The organism is Paraburkholderia sp. Tr-20389 (genome assembly GCF_017104565.1).
GTDB lineage: Bacteria > Pseudomonadota > Gammaproteobacteria > Burkholderiales > Burkholderiaceae > Paraburkholderia.
Map to the genome: position 1 here is coordinate 201,946 of NZ_JAAGPD010000003.1, position 17,665 is coordinate 219,610.

18 protein-coding genes are annotated in these 17,665 nt (G+C 63.5%); 11 read left to right on the forward strand and 7 right to left on the reverse strand.

Features of this window, described 5'->3' with window-relative positions:
* Nucleotides 1–185 precede the first annotated feature (185 nt).
* Nucleotides 186–875: an HD domain-containing protein gene (locus G3N95_RS06690; protein ID WP_205969216.1), complete on the forward strand. Its 690-nt coding sequence runs from the start codon at nt 186–188 to the stop codon at nt 873–875.
* A 127-nt stretch (nt 876–1,002) separates the two neighbouring features.
* On the opposite strand, the gene G3N95_RS06695 is transcribed toward G3N95_RS06690, so the two are convergent.
* Entirely contained in the window at nt 1,003–1,965 is a 963-nt protein-coding gene (locus G3N95_RS06695; RefSeq protein WP_205969217.1) for a helix-turn-helix domain-containing protein, read from the reverse strand.
* Between the two features lie 338 nt (nt 1,966–2,303).
* Between G3N95_RS06695 and hpaR the strand changes: the two genes are divergently transcribed.
* Complete coding sequence (gene hpaR, locus G3N95_RS06700) at nt 2,304–2,741, forward strand: homoprotocatechuate degradation operon regulator HpaR (protein WP_241018285.1); 438 nt, start codon at nt 2,304–2,306, stop codon at nt 2,739–2,741.
* Nucleotides 2,742–2,787: 46 nt separating this feature from the next.
* Here hpaR and G3N95_RS06705 read toward each other — a convergent pair whose 3' ends face one another.
* The 4 genes from G3N95_RS06705 to G3N95_RS06720 form a co-directional block, all read right to left on the reverse strand.
* Nucleotides 2,788–2,967, reverse strand: a complete 180-nt coding sequence (locus G3N95_RS06705; RefSeq protein WP_205969219.1) for a DUF2783 domain-containing protein — start codon at nt 2,965–2,967, stop codon at nt 2,788–2,790.
* A 28-nt stretch (nt 2,968–2,995) separates the two neighbouring features.
* A complete protein-coding gene (locus G3N95_RS06710) occupies nt 2,996–4,690 on the reverse strand; it encodes an FAD-dependent oxidoreductase (RefSeq protein ID WP_205969220.1) in 1,695 nt (564 codons plus the stop codon).
* A 23-nt stretch (nt 4,691–4,713) separates the two neighbouring features.
* Nucleotides 4,714–6,078, reverse strand: coding sequence for a 4-hydroxyphenylacetate permease (hpaX, locus tag G3N95_RS06715; RefSeq protein ID WP_205969221.1), 1,365 nt, complete (start codon nt 6,076–6,078; stop codon nt 4,714–4,716).
* A gap of 218 nt (nt 6,079–6,296) precedes the next feature.
* Complete coding sequence (locus G3N95_RS06720; protein ID WP_205969222.1) at nt 6,297–7,115, reverse strand: helix-turn-helix transcriptional regulator; 819 nt, start codon at nt 7,113–7,115, stop codon at nt 6,297–6,299.
* A gap of 258 nt (nt 7,116–7,373) precedes the next feature.
* Here G3N95_RS06720 and G3N95_RS06725 point away from each other — a divergent pair, with 258 nt between their 5' ends.
* The 7 genes from G3N95_RS06725 to G3N95_RS06755 all read left to right on the forward strand — a co-directional run bounded on the left by G3N95_RS06725 (nt 7,374) and on the right by G3N95_RS06755 (nt 13,378).
* Nucleotides 7,374–8,768, forward strand: coding sequence for a selenium-binding family protein (locus tag G3N95_RS06725; RefSeq protein ID WP_205969223.1), 1,395 nt, complete (start codon nt 7,374–7,376; stop codon nt 8,766–8,768).
* Between the two features lie 7 nt (nt 8,769–8,775).
* Nucleotides 8,776–9,387 (forward strand): hypothetical protein, encoded by a 612-nt coding sequence (locus G3N95_RS06730; RefSeq protein ID WP_205969224.1) that lies wholly within the window; start codon nt 8,776–8,778, stop codon nt 9,385–9,387.
* 328 nt (nt 9,388–9,715) lie between these two features.
* Nucleotides 9,716–10,825 carry a BMP family ABC transporter substrate-binding protein gene (locus G3N95_RS06735; protein ID WP_205969225.1) on the forward strand — a complete coding sequence of 370 codons (1,110 nt, stop codon included), beginning with the start codon at nt 9,716–9,718 and terminating at the stop codon, nt 10,823–10,825.
* 31 nt (nt 10,826–10,856) lie between these two features.
* On the forward strand, nt 10,857–11,399 hold the full coding sequence (locus tag G3N95_RS06740; RefSeq protein ID WP_205969226.1) for a nucleoside deaminase: 543 nt from the start codon (nt 10,857–10,859) through the stop codon (nt 11,397–11,399).
* Nucleotides 11,400–11,568: 169 nt separating this feature from the next.
* Nucleotides 11,569–12,138: a cytochrome b gene (locus G3N95_RS06745; protein ID WP_205969227.1), complete on the forward strand. Its 570-nt coding sequence runs from the start codon at nt 11,569–11,571 to the stop codon at nt 12,136–12,138.
* Between the two features lie 43 nt (nt 12,139–12,181).
* A complete protein-coding gene (locus tag G3N95_RS06750) occupies nt 12,182–12,757 on the forward strand; it encodes a YceI family protein (protein ID WP_205969228.1) in 576 nt (191 codons plus the stop codon).
* Between the two features lie 36 nt (nt 12,758–12,793).
* A complete protein-coding gene (locus G3N95_RS06755; RefSeq protein WP_205969229.1) occupies nt 12,794–13,378 on the forward strand; it encodes a YceI family protein in 585 nt (194 codons plus the stop codon).
* A 115-nt stretch (nt 13,379–13,493) separates the two neighbouring features.
* On the opposite strand, the gene G3N95_RS06760 is transcribed toward G3N95_RS06755, so the two are convergent.
* The gene (locus tag G3N95_RS06760) at nt 13,494–13,862 is read right to left on the reverse strand and encodes a nucleotide pyrophosphohydrolase (protein WP_205969230.1); all 369 of its coding nucleotides are present in this window, start codon (nt 13,860–13,862) and stop codon (nt 13,494–13,496) included.
* A gap of 32 nt (nt 13,863–13,894) precedes the next feature.
* Nucleotides 13,895–16,393, reverse strand: a complete 2,499-nt coding sequence (locus tag G3N95_RS06765; RefSeq protein WP_205969231.1) for a penicillin acylase family protein — start codon at nt 16,391–16,393, stop codon at nt 13,895–13,897.
* 138 nt (nt 16,394–16,531) lie between these two features.
* Here G3N95_RS06765 and G3N95_RS06770 point away from each other — a divergent pair, with 138 nt between their 5' ends.
* Both G3N95_RS06770 and G3N95_RS06775 read left to right on the forward strand, forming a co-directional pair.
* Complete coding sequence (locus G3N95_RS06770) at nt 16,532–17,122, forward strand: XRE family transcriptional regulator (protein WP_205969232.1); 591 nt, start codon at nt 16,532–16,534, stop codon at nt 17,120–17,122.
* Nucleotides 17,119–17,646, forward strand: coding sequence for a GNAT family N-acetyltransferase (locus G3N95_RS06775; protein WP_205969233.1), 528 nt, complete (start codon nt 17,119–17,121; stop codon nt 17,644–17,646). Before G3N95_RS06770 ends, G3N95_RS06775 begins: the two co-directional genes overlap by 4 nt.
* Nucleotides 17,647–17,665: the final 19 nt, after the last annotated feature.

The following is a 17,665-nucleotide window of genomic DNA, read 5'->3' on the forward strand; positions in this document are numbered from 1 at the left end:
CTCCCGAAAACCCTCACCTCAAGCGGTTTCCGCGGCAGTTGGCAGAAAACCGCGCGCGGTTGGCAGCATCGCGCGTATCAATGCTTTTGCCGCGCACAAGGGCTCTCCTTACACTTTGATCACCCGCCGATCGCTCGCTTCGATACAGCGAACGGCCACCGTCGATCACGTTCTGGAGAACCGAAATGAGCGAAATCATTGCAGGCATCAAGATCCCCGACAGCAAGATGGCACGCGAAGCGACGCAGCTCGTGCGCGATACCGAAACCGATCTGCTCTATCACCACTCGCGTCGCGTGTTTCTGTTCGGGGCATTGACGGGCGAGCGCAAGCGGCTGAAGTACGACCCGGAGTTGCTGTACATCGGCGCGATGTTCCATGACATGGGTCTGATGGAGAAATACAGCAGCGCGCACGATCGCTTCGAAGTGGACGGCGCGAATGCCGCGCGCAACTTCCTGCAGGGCTATGGCATCGGTGAGAACGACATCGAGATGGTGTGGGACTCGATTGCGCTGCATACGACGCCGGGCATCCCGCAGTACAAGAAGCCCGTGGTCGCACTGGTGACGGCGGGCGTCGAAATGGACGTGCTGGGCCTCGCCTACGACGAGTTCTCGACGGAAGACCGCAAGCTGGTCGTCGCGGCGCATCCGCGCGGCGAGAAGTTCAAGGAAAACATCATCGATGCATTCGCGAACGGCACGAAGCACAAGCCGCTGACGACGTTCGGCAACGTGAAGGCCGATGTGCTCGCGTTGAAAGACCCGGAATACAAGCGCCTGAACTTCTGCAGCATCATCCTCGGCTCGGCGTGGAACGATTCGAACGTGCAAACGGGCGCGTGCCGCAATCCGGCGCACAACCACGCCTGAGCGCAATCACGATCGAGGCTGCTTCCTCGTCACGGGTGTGACGACCAAGCCGCTTGCAGTCTCCGCTCAAGCGTGCCTTTTAATCCGCGTTCTCGCGAACGCGGATTTTTTTCTTCCGTCTCGTGGATTAACGCGCGACGCTCGCGCGCGATGTTCTGCGCACCGTGTGCGAAGGCAACTCGCCGAATTGTGCCTTGTACGCGGTGGCGAAATGTCCGAGATGCACGAAGCCCCACTGCGCAGCAGCATCGCTGACGGACAGATCCGCCTGCCGCGTATCGAGCAGCAGGCGCCTCACCTGTGCGAGCCGCAGCGATCGCAGGTAAGTGAGCGGATTGGTCTGCACGACGGCCTGGAAGCTGTTCTGCACCGTGCGCCGGCTCACGCGCAATTGTGTGCAGAGGCTTTGGATGTCGATGGGCTCTTCGGGATGGTTGATCACAAAGTCATGAATGCGTCGCACGATGTCGGCCTGGCATGCATACGTCAGCCGGTTCGAGGATGCGGGCACGTGGTACGCAAGCAGATCGACGAGCGCCTCGTTCACCTGATTGCGCACCGCGCGCTGCGCGTGCACGTCGTCGAAACCATCGGGCTGTGCGAGCACGCGTTCGATCAGCGTCGCGAGCTGCACGCCCGCGCGCGTGCAGGCGGCGTTCGGAATATCGAGCACGGTCCGGCGAAACAGGCTGTCGTCGAGATCGACGCCCGCGCAATCGGCGACGCCTTGCAGCATGTCCGAGTCGATCACGACGCCGATCAGCGACATATCATCAGGAGAATGAAACTCGAACGGCATGCCGCCCTGCGCCATCACAAAGGCGCCGCGATCGATGCGCACGCCGCCGAACGTGAATGCGCCGGCGCCCGCGAGCGGAACGCCAAACGTCATATGATTCTCGGGCAACTGCCCCCGCTGCACGACACGCAGATTGGCCGATTCGTGGAAGACCTGCACGCCGTCCAGCGCAATCTGCTTCACCGCGCTGCGAAAGGCGCCTGAGCCGATCTGGTCGTAACGCTGATCCCAGCCTCGCAGCGCGGCCGCGTGCGCATCGGCGTCGTCGAAGAACTGGTGATGGACGTACACGGGTGCCCTCAATCTCAAAAATGCGCCAAGTTGCGTAGAATAAACCGACCAAGCGGTCGGGAAAATACGTTCGAGGGTTTATCCTGGGCGCTTTCGTCGGCTGGACGCGACAGGTGCCTGTTTCCCGCCGACGCCGCCAGACGCGCCTTCGCGCCCCGGCCTTCTTATTGTAGTCAGCGTCAAAATTCCGTCGAAGCCTTCGGAAACACCTGGCGCGCTAAAGAAAAGCCGTAGTGCGTGGCTGTCGCCGGAGTCCATTTACTTATATGCTAGCGAATCGTTTTTCTCGCTTCGTATCGATGGTGACGTCCCGCTCGCGCACTACCACGCCGCACACCATGCACCGCAATCTGCCGATGCTGCTGCTGCGCGCGCGCGAACTCATGATGGCGCGATTCCGTCCGCTGCTGACGGCGCAGGGGCTCACCGAGCAGCAATGGCGCATCATTCGCGCGTTGCATGAGAACGGGCCGCTGGAGCCGCGGCAGTTATGCGCGCTGTGTACGATCTCGAGCCCGAGTCTCGCCGGCGTGCTCGCGCGGATGGAAGATCTCGGCCACGTGACGAAAGAGCGCTTCGAAGACGATCAGCGGCGCGTGCGCGTGTCGCTGACGACGCAAAGCGCGGAAGTCGTCGAGCGGATGAAGCCGTTGCTGGAGGCGGAGTATCAGGCGCTGGAGCAGCAAGTCGGCACGAAGGTCGTCGAGGATCTTTATGTGGCTGTCGATGCGTTGATCAAAGCGCTGGCGACGGGCGAAATCCGCGAAGCGGAATGAGACGACGCGACGCGTCATCTCAGCCACATGCACCGAGCGGGCATCGCTACTCACCCACCCCGTCCCCCGCCGCATCAATCAATCCCAACGATACATCCGCATCGCCGATCTTCTCGATCGCGAGCAACACAAAGCGCGCGAGAAACAGCGGCGCGCTGGCCTCGCCGAGTTGGGTCATCGTTTTGCACAACCGTGTGTAGACGACGTCGAGTTCTGCATCGGTCATCGCGTTCTCCTTTCGTTGTTTCGGTTCATCAAGCCAGTGCGCGCACAATCGCCGCTTCGACATCGGCTGCGTCGGCATCGCGCCAGCGACCCAGCACATGCCCGTCCGGCCGCACCAGATACACCGTTCCCGTCTTTGCGTCATATCGCTCGAAGATGCGCCCCGTGTGATCCCACGCGTGCACGCCCTTCGCTTGCGGATGCAAACGCGCGCTGAGCGGCACGATCCTGAACGGCACGCCGCGATCACGCAGCGCGGATACGAGTGCGCTGAAACTGTCGGGCACTTCGCCCTCGTCGCTGAAATACAGCGCGGTAAAGCGCGCACCGACGAGATCGGTCAAATGAGCCTCGCGCGCGTGCCCGCCTTCGGCCACGGTCAACGGATACTCCGCCAGCACGGCGCCCGGCATCGGACCCACAGCGAACGCATCGCTGTCGGCGACATTCAGCGGCGAATCCACATACGTGATCGCCGACGTCTGCCGTGGATTGATCAGCGAGCGCACGCCCGGATGCATCACGGCAAGACTCAACACGGCTTTGCGCATCAGATCGAACGCGAACGACGGCGGTGCCATGAATTCGGTGCTCTTCGTGCCGTAGCTCAAGTTCTCGTGCGTAGCGGCGACGCGCTCGTCCGAATAGCTGTCGAGCAGCGACGCCGACGCGAGCCCCTTGACGACGAACGCAAGTTTCCACGCGATGTTGTCCGCATCGTCGATACCCGAGTTCGCGCCGCGCACGCCGAAGATCGGCACGAGATGCGCGGCATCGCCCGCGAACATCACGCGGTCGTGGCGATAACGTTCGAGCGTCAGCGCATTGGCCTTGTAGATCGTGATCCAGATCGGCGACCATTCGCCCTTCTCGCCCATCATGTCGAGCAGGCTTTGCACACGCGGCATCACGTTTTCGGGCTTCACCGCCTGTTCAGCATCCTCGCCGTCGCGCAACTGATAGTCGATGCGCCATACGTTGTCCGGCTGCTTGTGCACGAGCACGGTCGAACCGGGGTTCGACGAAGGGTCGAAATACGCGAGACGTTCCGTCGGCCGATCGCTGTGCAATTCGATATCGACGATCACGTAGCGCCCTTCGTAGCTCGTGCCTTGCAACTGCAAGCCGAGCGCTTCGCGGATCGTGCTGCGTCCGCCATCGGCTGCGACCACCCAGTTGGTGTCGAGCGCGTAGTCGCCATCGGGCGTGCTCAGATGCAGGGTCGCGCCGTCGTCGCGCGAATCGATCGACTTCACACGCGTCTGCCAGCGGATATCGATCAGATCGGCACGCTTCTCCGCTGCATCGAGCAGAAACTGTTCGATGTGATATTGCGCGAGGTTGACCATCGGCGGCAGCTTCTGGTTCTCGTCCTGCGGCATCGTGAAGTGCAGCACTTCGGTGTCGCGATAGAAGCTACGTCCGCCCGTCCACGGCAAGCCCGTTTTCAGAAAACCTTCGACGGCGCCGAGGCGCTCGATGATCTCCAGGCTGCGACGCGAGATGCAGATCGCGCGGCTGCCGTAGCACACGGAATCGTCCGCTTCGATCAGCACGCACGGCACGCCGTGATTCGCGAGGCCGAGCGCAACGGCCAGCCCGACCGGCCCGCCGCCGACGATCGTCACCGCGTGGCGCTTTGCGTCCACGCCCTGCTTCAATTGCGGCACACGCGCCGCGTACTGTTTGGCCGCGAACGGATACGGTTTGAATTGCCTGTTCATCCAATGCTCCTGATTCGAAATCTTCAAGCGACGCTTGCACGCGGCGCTTCGCGTTTGTCCATCGGCAACAAGGTCACGACGATCACGCCGATCACGAGCAGCACCGCCGAATACAGCAGCCCAGACGAGAAGCTATGCGTCGCGTCCTTCAGCCAGCCGACGATCAACGGATTCAACGCCGAACTGATATTGCCCGTCGCGTTGATCACGGCAATGCCGATGGCGCGTGCACGGAAACTCAGGGCATGATCGGGCGTCGTCCAGAAGATCGACATCGCCGTGTACGAACCCGCCGACGCGAGGCACACGCCGAGCATGCGCAAGGCCGGGTTCGTCGAATATGCGGTGCACAACCAGCCGGCGGCGGAGAACAGCATCGGGATCATCAGGTGCCACTTGCGCTCCTGCTTGCGATCCGAACGTCGTCCCCACCAGATCATCGCGACGATCGTGCACACCTGAGGAATCGCGGCGAGCAGGCCGATCGTGCGATTGCTAGCGTCGGCGCTGAAGCTCTTCACGATCAGCGGCGTCCACACGGCGACCATCGCCAGCGTGTTCACGAGACAGAAGTACGCAATCGCGAACTTCACGACCACCGGCGACAACAATTCGCTGACGATGCTTTGCGCGCCGCCCGTCTTCGTTTGCACGGTGACGTCCTGCCGATGCTCAGCCGCGAGCGTCGCGGCAAGCGCGCGCTTCTCCTCGTCGTCGAGCCAGCGTGCCTGCTGCGGACCGTCGTCGAGCCAGGCGTACACCACGAGGCCGAGAATCGCCGACGGCAGACCTTCCAGCAAAAAGAGCCATTGCCAGCCCTTCAGGCCCATCGTGCCGTCGAGCCCAAGAATGAAGCCCGACAACGCCGAACCGACAGCCGCCGTCACGGGCATCGCGATCATGAAGAGCGCGTTGGCGCGCGCCCGATACGCAGCGGGAAACCAGTAGGTCAGGTACAGCAGAATGCCCGGCAAGAAGCCCGCTTCCGTCACGCCGACCAGCACGCGCAGTACATACAGCGTGCCGGGGCTGGTCGCGAACATCGTCGCCGTCGATGCGATTCCCCACGCGATCATGATCGTGCCGATCCATCTGCGCGCGCCGATGCGCGCCAGCACCACGTTGCCCGGAATGCCGAACGCGATGTACGCGACGTAGAAGAGCGTCGTCGCGAGCCCGAACTGCGTGCTCGTGAGCCCGAGGTCCTTCATCATCGTCAGGCCGGCGAAGCCGATGTTGATGCGATCGAGGAACGAGAAGAAGAACAGCACGAACAGAAACCACAGCAGATGCCGCGATACTTTCGCGATCACGGGCTGTTCGTTCGTGTGCGGCACGCTGGTGGCGGGCGTCGCATGCAGCGCGCCGGCTCGCGAGGAGGATTCCATACCGTTGTCTCCGATGTTGACGCTATGCCGGACGCGAGGCCCGGTGCAATCGCTTCGACGAGCCGCGTTACATCGTGGGCGGCGCATGGCGATGCGTCGCAGTATGGAGGCCGGCAGCATGCCGCCTGTCCTCATTTTGGGTACAACATGAGAGCCGTTCGGGCCTGGGGAAAACGCTGACCGCGCTCAGCGGAAACGCGTCGCCAAAGCGGATCGCATCAACCCTTGCCGGATCCGATGCACAGCGCAAACAACTGCCGCTGGCTCGAAATGCCGAGCCGCCGGAATGCGCGCTTCTGATACGTGACGACGCTCGTCGCCTTGATGCCCATCGTGTCGCCGATCTCCTGCGCGGTGCGCCCTTCGAGCACGCCTGTCAGGACGTCGAGTTCGCGCTTCGACAGTTCAGGGCACAGGCCGCGTACGCGCGCGAGCATCAGATGCGAAATCGCCATGTCGCGCTGACCGCAGATCGCGTAGTGATGCTTCGCCGCGTGCGCGATCAGCGGCGCCATCGCTTCGATCAACGCGATTTCGCGCGGATGGTAGTTGCCGAAGCGGCGGTCGCGATACAGGTTCACCGAGAGCCAGATATCGGCTGTCGGCTGCACGAGAAGCGACACGCGGTCCGACACGTTCGGCTGCTGATAGCACGCGGCGCGATACGCTTCGTTGAGGATGTCGTCGCTCGTCTGCTGATGCAGCACGAGCGTCGAGCCAGGCTTGTCGTTGCGCGCCGACGAAACGATCTTCTGATTGCCGTCGAGCGCATAGAAATGGCGCGCATAAGTATCGGCGACATCGCGCAGAAAACGCCCGCCGCGATGGTCCGCCACCGACACCGTGCGCGGCCGGTTGCCGAATTCATACGCGAAGATCGTGCACTGCGAAATCGCGGCGATATCGCCGAGCAGCTTCAGCACTTCGGCGGCGAGCGCATTCGAGTCGTCGCTGCCGATCGACGACACGAGCCCCGTCGCTCGGCTGAGATCCAGCTGCCCTTGTGAAACGGGACGGTCGAGGCGCCATGAACGCATGATTGGAAACGCAGCTTTGCGGCTAAAAAGGGGCAGAAATGACGGTGATGTTGCGTCATTTTAGTCCGGTCTGCATCGCGCGATGCATGGCGCATTAACGCTGCTGCATTCAGATCGACGCAATCGCGTGTATCACATCACATTCATCCGCAAGTCAGCGCGAAATTGCCTACAGTGAAAGCCCGAACGCATGCGCCGTCTTCGTTAGAGGTGCGTGCGATTCGCGTGCCGTATGCAACATCCTCCGGAGACTGAGATATGGCGACCTGGAAACCCGATCCGACCTTCTATCCTTCCGCCCGCATGGCAGGCAGCGCGCCGAAGGAGACCGTCGCGTATGTGGCGAGCTTCGATCCGTCGCGCGAATCGCCCGATGAACTCGCCGTCGTCGATGTCGATCCCGGCTCCGCGGACTATGGGCGCATCGTCAGCCGCGTGCCGATGCCCAATACGGGCGACGAGCTGCATCACTTCGGCTGGAACGCGTGCAGTTCGTGCCTGTGTCCGAACGCGCCGCATCCGCATACGGAGCGCCGCTATCTCGTCGTGCCGGGACTGCGCTCGTCGCGCATCCACATTCTCGATACGAAGCCCGACAAGCGGAAGCCGAAAATTGTGCGCGTGCTCGAACCCGCGGAAGTCGCGGAAAAAGCGGGCTACACGCGCCCGCATACGGTTCACTGCGGTCCTCAGGGCATTTACGTCGTGTCGCTCGCGAACGCGCAAGGCGAAGCGCCAGGCGGCATCTTCCTGATGGATCACGAAACGTTCGATATCCGCGGCCAGTGGGAAATCGATCGCGGCCCGCAGGAACTGGCGTATGACGGCTGGTGGCATCTCGGCTACGACACCGTCGTGACGAGCGAATGGGGCCTGCCCGCGACCTTCGAGAACGGTCTCGTGCCGGAAGTGCTGCTCGGCGGGCAATATGGGCACCGCCTGCACTTCTGGGACATGAACACACGCAAGCATAAGCAGGTCGTGGACTTCGGCGCGGAGAACCAGCTCGTGTTCGAACTGCGTCCCGCGCACGACCCGACCAAAGCGTACGGCTTCGTCAATTCGGTGATCAGTCTCAAGGATCTGTCCGCGTCGATCTGGACGTGGTATCGCGACGGCGATCAATGGGCCGCGCGCAAGGTGATCGAGATTCCCGCCGAGCCCGCCGATGCGTCACTGCTTCCGCCGATGCTCAAAGGCTTCGGCGCGGTGCCGCCGCTCGTCACCGATATCGCACTGTCGCTCGATGACCGCTTCCTTTATGTGTCGTGCTGGGGTACCGGCGACCTCCGGCAATACGACGTATCCGACCCGATGAAACCCGAACTGACGGGAACGGTGCGCATCGGCGGAATTGCCGCGCGCGCGACGCATCCGGCGGCCGGCGAGCGTCCGTTGAACGGCGGTCCGCAGATGGTCGAAGTGAGCCGCGACGGCAGCCGCGTGTACTTCACCAACTCGCTCTACGGCGTGATCGACGATCAGTTCTATACGGAAGGGCTCGACGGCTGGATGGTCAGCCTGGATGCCGGCAAGAACGGCGGGCTTACCGTTGCGAAGAACTTCTTCGTCGACTGGCCGAAGTCGCATCGGCCGCATCAGATCCGGCTCGAAGGCGGCGATGCGTCGTCGGATTCGTATTGCTATCCGTGAGCGTGTGATGAGCGGCGTGTGGGCGACGGTGATCGGCAGCGGGATTTTTCATGGCGTGAATCCCGCGATGGGCTGGCTGTTCGCCGCCGCGCTCGGGCTCCAGCATCGCAGCCGCAAAGCCGTGCTGATGGCGCTGCCGCCGCTCGCGCTCGGACATGCCGTCGCCGTGATGCTCGTGACGACGTCGGCGGTCGCGCTCGGGCTCTTCGCACACACCGAACATCTGCGCGCGATCATGGGTGTGCTGCTGATCGCCTGGGCCGCGTATCACCACTTCTACGGACACCGGCAGCGCGTACGCGTCGGCATGACGGCGGGCTTCTTCGGGCTTGCGCTGTGGTCTGCGGCGATGGCGACGATGCACGGCGCGGGCCTCATGCTGCTGCCTGCGCTGCTGCCGCTGTGCGGTGCGGGCATGCCCGTCGGCAGTTCACTCGAATCCGTCGGGCAGGTGACGGCCGTGCATACCCTCGTCACGCTCGCGACGGCGGGCGCGATCGCGCTGCTCGCCTATCAGTATCTGGGACTCGGCATGCTGCGCCGTGGCTGGATCAATTTCGACTGGCTGTGGTGCGGCGCGCTGACCGTCACGGGCGTGCTGCTGATCGTCACCGGCTAGCTGTCCGCAACGATCGATCCTGCTCCCGCATATCCTCACCTTTCGCTACAGTGCCGTGCGGGTTGCGAGGCAACTCACCGTTGCAGTGCTCCCGAATACCCTCACCTGAAGCGCATTCGTGAGGCAATCGGCGGCCGGCCGACTCACCATAACGAAGGTGCGCGATGCCGATTGCGCCCCCATCACTTCATATCAAATCCGTTATATGGCGGATAACGAATCCTAATTTCGACCTCGATATTGGCTTACGACCATCTCCGCTGACACGACGCGGCGGACCGTCCGCACGACGGCCAGGCGTCTTCCCTTTCCCGTCTCCGGAGATTTCATGAAAACAACAATGGCCCGCGCAGTTTCGCGCTCGCTGCGTATCAAGGCCGTGCTACTTGCCACGTTCGGCGCGGCTGTCCTCAGCACGGCGGCCGTGGCCGCGCAGCCGATGGGCGTCGCGTTCGTCTACCTCGGCAATCCCGGCGACGCGGGCTGGACGTACGCGCACGAGCAGGGCGTCAAGGCGATCGAAGCGAAGTTCGGCGACCAGATCAAGGTCACGCGCGTCGAGAACGTGCCCGAATCGGCGGACTCGGAGCGCGTGTTCCGCGACCTCGCGAGCAAGGGCAACAAGGTGATCGTCGGATCGAGCTTCGGCTTCCAGGACTTCGAACTGAAGACCGCGAAGGATTACCCCGATATCGTCTTCGAGCACGCGACGGGCTACAAGAAGGCCGCGAACTTCGCGACCTATGACGTGCGCACGTATCAGAGCGCCTATCTCGCGGGACTCGTCGGCGGCTATACGACGAAGACCAACACGCTGGGCTTCGTCGCTTCGGTGCCCGTACCGGAAGTGGTGCGCAACATCAACGCATTCACGATGGGCGCGCGCTCGGTCAATCCGAACGCGAAGGTGAAGGTGGTGTGGATCAACACATGGTTCGATCCGGGCAAGGAGAAGCAGGCAGCCGAGACGCTGATTGGCCAGGGCGCCGACGTGCTGATCCAGAACACAGACTCGACGGCGACTATGCAAACCGCCGAGCAAAAGAAGGTGCATGCATTCGGCTGGGACTCCGACATGAAGAAGTTCGGTCCGAACGCGCAACTGGGTGCGTGCGTGAGCTACTGGGGCGTCTACTATTCGCATCTGATCGAGCAGGTGCAGTCGGGCAAGTGGACCAACGCGCCGACGTGGTGGGGCCTCAAGGAGAAGGCGATCGACCTCGCGAGCATCAACACGCAAGCCGTTTCGCCGACCGCGCAAAAGGCGCTGGCAGACAAGCGCGACGACATCATCGCGGGCAAGTTCGATCCGTTCGCAGGACCGATCAAGGATCAGAGCGGCGCGATCAAGGTAGCTGCCGGCAAATCGCTGTCGGATGCCGACCTGCTGCGGCTGAACTGGTTCGTGCAAGGCGTCGACGGATCGCTGCCGAAGTAAGCAAGAACCATCCATAAGGAGGAGACATCATTTGAGCCTGACCATTCCATCGAAACAGAACGCGTCGGACTTCCCCGAGCAGGGGCTCGCGCCGACGCGCGAACAGATCGTGCGCCATCTGCGTCATGCGAGCATCGTCGCGGAGCGCGCAACGCTGATGGGGCATCACCCGTTCGGCGCGATACTCGTCGGCCCGGATCAGGAGACGGTGCTGATCGAGCAAGGTAACGTCGATACCGTCAATCATGCGGAAGCGGTGCTGGCACGCATCGCCGCGCTCAATTTCACGCCGCAGTATCTATGGAGCTGCACGCTCTACACGACGGTCGAACCCTGCTGCATGTGCGCGGGCACTGCGTATTGGGCGAACATCGGGCGGGTGGTGTTCGGGATGACGGAAGAACGCCTGTTGCAGGCTACGGGCAGTCACACGGAAAATCCGACGATGAGCGTGTCGTCGCGATACGTGTTCGATCATTGTCAGAAGCAGGTCGATCTCATCGGTCCCGTCGCCGAAGTCGAAGAAGAAATCATGCAGGTGCAGCGCGCGTTTTGGGCCTCGCATTCAAGCTGAATCGCAGCGCCGTTTGTTAAATGATTGCGCGCACCACCGCAACGATCTGTTCTCTCGGCCCTGGCTATTCATAGGCATATTCGCCCACTACCATTCGCGTTCAATCGGAGGCGGCGTCTTCGCGTCGCGCTCCGCAACGAACTGATTACGCGAAGGTCATCGATTGCCTATGACATCTCACGCTCCGTCTCGAAGCGCCGGCAAGCCGCAGCGCTACAGCCGCACAGCCATCGCGCTGCACTGGCTCATTGCGCTGCTGATGATCTGCGGCTTCTACCTCGGCTGGATCATGACGGACATCCCGGGTTTCACGCCGACGAAGCTCAAGTACGTGTCGTGGCACAAGTGGATCGGCGTGACGGTGTTCGCGCTGGCAGTGCTGCGTCTGATATGGCGCGCAACGCATGAGGCCCCGTCGATGCCCGCCGCGATGCCCGCATGGCAAAAGGGCGCCGCACACGCGACACACGCGCTGCTTTACGTGCTGATGCTGGCCATTCCTGTTACCGGCTACTTCTTCAGTTCGGCTGCGGGCGTGCAGGTGGTGTATCTCGGCGTGCTGCCGCTGCCGACCCTCATCGGTCCCGACCAGGCGTTGAAAGCCGTTCTGCGCACCGCGCATATCGCGTTGAATTACACGCTGCTCGCGCTCTTCGCGATGCACGTGCTGGCCGCGCTCAAGCATCAGTTCGTCGAACGCGACGGACTGCTTGCACGCATGATTCCCTTCCTCAAATGAGCGCGCATTTCAACGCGCTTTCACGTCGGATCATCGAATGAACATGAAGAATCCTGGATATCGCCGCGCTTATCGCCGTGTGCTGGCAGGCGCAGCCGCCGTTCTGTTCGCCGCTGCATCGCCCGCCTTCGCGCAGGTCGATGCGGGCAAGAGCACGGTGGTCGCCACGTCGAAGCAGATGAACGTGCCCGTCGACGGCACCTTCAAGAAGTTCAGCGCACAACTGACGTTCGACCCCGCGAAACCGACGGCCGGCAACGCGAACCTGACGATCGACACCGGCAGCTACGACCTCGGCGACGACGAATACAACAAGCAGGTGCGCGGCAAGGAATGGTTCGACAGCGCCACGTTCCCGACGGCGACGTTCGTCTCGACAGCCATCGCGCCCGTGGGCGGCAACCAGTACAAGGTGACGGGCAAGCTGACCATCAAGGGCAAATCGCAGACCGTCACCGTGCCCGTCGCGATTGCGCAGCAGGGCGCGACGCAAACCTTCGACGGCTCGCTGCCCATCAAGCGCACGCAATACGACGTCGGTACGGGCGAATGGAAAGACACGTCGGTGGTGGCCGACGACGTCGTCATCAAGTTTCACATCGTCGCCGCAAAGCATTGAGCGCGCGGGGCACACTCATCAATTCAGGAGCATAACGTGAAGAAACAACTGTTGATCGCAGCGGGCGCGCTGGTTGCAGGCATGTCGTTCAATGCAATGGCCGCCGTCGACACCTATCAACTCGATCCGAACCACACCTATCCGAGCTTCGAAGCCGACCACTTCGGCGGCGTCTCGGTGTGGCGCGGCAAGTTCAAGAAGTCGAGCAACGGCACGGTCACGCTCGATCGCGCAGCGAAGACGGGCACCGTCGACGTGACGATCGACACGGCATCGATCGATACGGGCAACGACAAGCTCGACAAGCATCTGCAAACGCCCGAGTTCTTCGACGCGGCGAAGTACCCGACGGCGACCTACAAGGGCACGCAGATCCGCTTCGACGGCGACACGCCCGTCGAAGTGATCGGCACGCTGACGCTGCACGGCGTGACGAAGCCGCTGAACCTGAAGATCGAATCGTTCAAGTGCTTCATCAACCCGATGCTCAAGCGCGAAGTGTGCGGCACGGAATCGACGGCGACGTTCGACCGCGCGGACTTCGGCATCGACTGGGGCAAGTCGTACGGCTTCAACACGAAGACCGTGCTGAATATCCAGGCGGAAGGCGTGAAGCAGTAAGCGTTCTGCGCGTTGTCTGCTGATTGCACGAGCCGCCTTCGGGCGGCTTTTTTGTTTTCTTCGTCACCGCATCGAGCCCGACGCACGGCTCCCGAAAAGTCTCACCGAAGCACAGTTACTCGCCGTACTCGGAGTACTTGCGCGCATCGCCGCGCACCTTGTCCGCCGGATACTTCGCGCGATTCAGTTCGATCTTCTCCAGCACGGCCGCATACAGATCGACATCGAGCCGGTCGGCGAGCATCACGAGATACGCGAGCACGTCGGCCATCTCGTGACGGATCGCGGTGAGCTTGTCGTCGGCGAGTTCGCTTTTCTCGCCCGACTGCAGCCATTGAAACGGCTCCAGCAGTTCGCTCGCTTCGACGCTCAACGCAGTCGCAAGATTCTTCGGCGAATGAAAGCGCGACCAGTCGCGCTCGCTGACGAATCGCCGCAACAGATCGCGCACCGCGACCAGGTCGCTGTTCCGCTCTTGCTCCATACAGATACTCCACTCAAACCTTCAATACAGGATCATTGCGCCGCCCGGCCGAGCGTCAGCCGATGCACGGGCGCGCCCGGCAGGAACGAAGTCTTCTCGCCGCGCACCCACGCTTCGTGACCGGCGAGAAAATACGGCGACAGCGGATGCCCCGACTGTCCGCCCGGCATTTCGAAGATGCCGCTCTGCTCGCGCCCCGGCGACACGATCATCCGCTCCGACGCGCCGAAGTTCGGCGTCTGCACGCGCGGCATGTTGATGTCGCCGGGCAGCGGATCATGCGGTGCGCCGAGCCACCCGCGCACCCACGGCAGCCACGCCGGCACGATGCGCGCGAACGGATGCTCGATGGCCGCGCGGTTGCGCTCGCCCCAGCGCGCTTCTTCGATGGGCGTACTCGACGGCAACTGTGCGATCGTCCGGTCGATGCGGTCGAGCATGAGCGAGCGCCAGTCGCGAAAGCCTTCCGGCACCCATGCGTGATGCTCGGCCAAGGTCTCCATCAGCGCCTCGTAACGCGAATTCGCCACACGCAGACCGAGCGGCGGAGTGCTCGTGCTGCCGCCCGGCATCGCGCCCGCAAGGTCGGCGTCGAGCCTGCCGAACCACGCGTCATACAACGAGAAGAAGAAGCCGCGCACAAGCCGGTAACCGACGGCGTCGACATCCGCGCGCCCATTCCATGCGAGCAGTTGCTGGCGGAACGCGGCGCGCTGCGGGTGTTCTTCGAGCGCATCGGCATCGAGCGCTTCGAGCGCCACGCGCCGCCATACGTCGATCCATTGCGCGCGATCGTCGGTCTGGATCGCCAGCATTGCGTGCTCGTCGGGGCTGGGCGCGGCGAGCAGATCGTCGCGAATCTGCGAGGCGCGCGCGCCGAGGTCCGCGCCCGCGTCGCCGATCTTCGCGGCGTCGCGGGACACGAGCACGCGATTGTTCGCCGTCCACAACCGGCCGAGCGGCGGATCGACGCGCTTCGGATACGACGCGGGCGGCAGATAGTGGGTCCAGCCTTTGTACGTCGCGGAGTCGTAGGGCGTGTCGCTGTCCGGGCCGCTTTGCGTGTCGCCCGGATCGCGCTGCGGCAACGGACCGGCAAGCGTCCAGCCGATCTTGCCGCGCGAGTCGGCGACCATGATGTTCTGCGTCGGGATACCGGCCGTTTGCGCGACGTGCAGCGCTTCGTCGATCGTCTTCGCGTCTTCGAGTTTTTGCAGATTGAGGTTCACCGCTTCGCGATCGTGCGCGACCCAGCGCAACGCATACGCGCGCACGCCGACGGTCAGCTCCGGTCCCCAGCGCGTCTCTACGACAGGCAAGTCGACACTCGCGCCGCCCTTCACGTCGATACGCTCGTGATAAACGGTGGCGCGCGCCCATGTACCGTCGGGCGCGCGGTATTGCAGCGGGTCGGCGGGATTGCGATGCAGCTCGATCAAGTCGATATAACGGCCGTAGCTGTTCGTGAAACCCCACGCGATCTTGCCGTTGCTGCCCGCGATCACGAGCGGCGTGCCGGGCAAGCTGACGCCCGTCAGCGTGTGCATTGGCTGCCCGTCGCTGGCGGGCCACATCAGCGACACGCGATACCAGATGTTCGGCAGCGAGAGGCCCAGGTGCATGTCGCTCGCGAGGATCGCGCCGCCATGCGCGCTGTGGGCGCCGTCGACGACCCAGCCGTTGCTGCCGATCGCCGACTGGCTCACGTCCTCCTGCTGCTCTCGCTCGTCACGCGCGGTGCTGACGGGCTTCGGCGCCGCGAGCCAGTCGGGGCGCGTCGCGGGCATGCGCGCGGGTTCGACGGGCGGCGTCGACGCGCTGTCGAATGGCGCGTCCCAGTGACTCGCGGCGGGCAGCAGAAACGCGTACAGATCGGCAGGCACGCGGTCGCGCAACACGGCGCGCGCGAGGATGCGGCGCGTCTCGAACGACTGCAGATCGAAATACATCGCATAGACGACCAGCAGCGCGTCTTCCGGACGCCACGGCTCAGGCTGGGTGCGCAGCATCCAGTATTCGAACGGCCGCGACGACAGCGCGGCCAGCCCGGCATTGACGCCTGCCGTGTAGCGTTCGAGCAGCTGACGCTGATCGGCGGGCATCGCTTCGACGATCGCATGCGCACGTGCGCGAAAGCGATGCAGGCGGTTGCGCCGGTCCAGTTCGAGCGCGTTCGGGCCGACCAGCGCCGACATCTCGCCCGCCGCGACGCGCCTCAGCAAGTCCATCTGAAGGAAACGGTCCTGCGCATGCAGGAAGCCCGTCGCGTAGGCGACATCGGTGCGCACGGCGCCGTGGATGGTCGGCACGCCGAGCGCGTCGCGCTCGATCGTCACCGCCGACGACAACGACGGCGCGCGCTGCGTCCCGTCGAGCTGCGCGAGACTGCCGCGCAGCAGCAGCCAGCCGCCAAGCAGCGCCGCGCCGAGCAATGCGACGACGACGCTCACCAGCACGAGCGCGGCGACGCCGATGGTGCGACCGATCGATCTGCTTGACGGCTGACTTGAGACAGCTTGGCGACGGCTCATCGTTCGGGATTCGCGGTTGTTCAGGAAGTCGGGACGTCCGGGCATTGTGCCCGAAGCCGTTTGCACTCTCGCATTCGAATGTGACGAAACGGATCTGACTTCCAGCATGCTGGAATTTTGATCCACTATTATGGATACATGGACATCAACTCGTTGATTGCGCGCCGCGTGCGCGAACTGCGCGACGGCCACGGGCTGTCGCTCGAAGCACTGGCCGAGCGCAGCGGCGTGAGCCGCTCGAATATCTCGCTGATCGAACGCGCGCAGAGCAGTCCGACGGCAGCCGTGCTCGACAAGCTCGCCACCGCGCTTGGCGTCACGCTCGCGTCGCTATTCGAGGCGCCCGCGCCGTCCGCAGAGGCGCCGTCGCCGCTTGCGCGCGCCGCGACGCAGGCCGTCTGGACCGATCCCGAATCCGGCTACGTGCGGCGCAATCTGTCGCCGGCGCAGCCGTCGCCGCTTCAGTTAGTGGAGGTTCACTTTCCTGCCGGCCAGCGCGTCGCCTACGAGACGGGCGCGCGCGACGCCGAAATCCATCAGCAGATCTGGCTGATCGAAGGCGCGATGGACATCAGCGCGGGCGACGAACACTGGCACCTCGAAGCGGGCGATTGCGTGACGATGCGCCTCGATCGCCCGGTCGTGTATCGCAATCCGACGCGCAAACCGGCACGCTACCTGGTGGCGCTGACCACGCTGCCGCCCTCACTTTTACGGAGAAACGCATGACAGAAACCCTGCGCGTCAGACGGATCGAGGCGCACGAAGCCGCGCAGTGCATCGACGGCCTTGCCGATGTGCTGATCGATTGCGTCGCGGGCGGCGCATCGGTGAGCTTCATGTGGCCGCTCGAACGCACCAAAGCGATTGCGTTCTGGCAGACCGTGGCGAGCGCCGTGGAACGCGGCGAGCGCGCGCTGCTCGTCGCCGAGGACGAAGACGGCTATATCGCCGGGACGGTTCAACTGGTGCTCGCGCAACCCGACAACCAGCCGCATCGCGCCGATGTCGCGAAGATGCTCGTGCATCGCCGCGCGCGCCGGCGCGGCGTCGCGCAGCAACTGATGACGGCCGCCGACGCCGTGGCCCGCGACGAAGGCAAAACCGTGCTCGTCCTCGACACCGTGACGGGCGGCGACGCCGAGCGCCTCTATGCGCGCGCAGGCTGGCAGCGGGTCGGCGCGGTGCCGGATTACGCGCTGATGCCGGATGGATCGTTTTGCGGCACGACCTTCTATTACAAGCATCTCTAGCACGCTTCTTCCGGCCGCC

Bases quoted from the DNA above. Each gene is read 5' to 3' on its own strand.
- G3N95_RS06690 (WP_205969216.1), top strand. From the start codon at position 186: ATGAGCGAAATCATTGCAGGCATCAAGATCCCCGACAGCAAGATGGCA.
- hpaR (WP_241018285.1), top strand. From the start codon at position 2,304: ATGCACCGCAATCTGCCGATGCTGCTGCTGCGCGCGCGCGAACTCATG.
- G3N95_RS06705 (WP_205969219.1), bottom strand. From the start codon at position 2,967: ATGACCGATGCAGAACTCGACGTCGTCTACACACGGTTGTGCAAAACG.
- G3N95_RS06710 (WP_205969220.1), bottom strand. From the start codon at position 4,690: ATGAACAGGCAATTCAAACCGTATCCGTTCGCGGCCAAACAGTACGCG.
- hpaX (WP_205969221.1), bottom strand. From the start codon at position 6,078: ATGGAATCCTCCTCGCGAGCCGGCGCGCTGCATGCGACGCCCGCCACC.
- G3N95_RS06720 (WP_205969222.1), bottom strand. From the start codon at position 7,115: ATGCGTTCATGGCGCCTCGACCGTCCCGTTTCACAAGGGCAGCTGGAT.
- G3N95_RS06725 (WP_205969223.1), top strand. From the start codon at position 7,374: ATGGCGACCTGGAAACCCGATCCGACCTTCTATCCTTCCGCCCGCATG.
- G3N95_RS06730 (WP_205969224.1), top strand. From the start codon at position 8,776: ATGAGCGGCGTGTGGGCGACGGTGATCGGCAGCGGGATTTTTCATGGC.
- G3N95_RS06735 (WP_205969225.1), top strand. From the start codon at position 9,716: ATGAAAACAACAATGGCCCGCGCAGTTTCGCGCTCGCTGCGTATCAAG.
- G3N95_RS06745 (WP_205969227.1), top strand. From the start codon at position 11,569: ATGACATCTCACGCTCCGTCTCGAAGCGCCGGCAAGCCGCAGCGCTAC.
- G3N95_RS06750 (WP_205969228.1), top strand. From the start codon at position 12,182: ATGAAGAATCCTGGATATCGCCGCGCTTATCGCCGTGTGCTGGCAGGC.
- G3N95_RS06760 (WP_205969230.1), bottom strand. From the start codon at position 13,862: ATGGAGCAAGAGCGGAACAGCGACCTGGTCGCGGTGCGCGATCTGTTG.
- G3N95_RS06765 (WP_205969231.1), bottom strand. From the start codon at position 16,393: ATGAGCCGTCGCCAAGCTGTCTCAAGTCAGCCGTCAAGCAGATCGATC.
- G3N95_RS06770 (WP_205969232.1), top strand. From the start codon at position 16,532: ATGGACATCAACTCGTTGATTGCGCGCCGCGTGCGCGAACTGCGCGAC.
- G3N95_RS06775 (WP_205969233.1), top strand. From the start codon at position 17,119: ATGACAGAAACCCTGCGCGTCAGACGGATCGAGGCGCACGAAGCCGCG.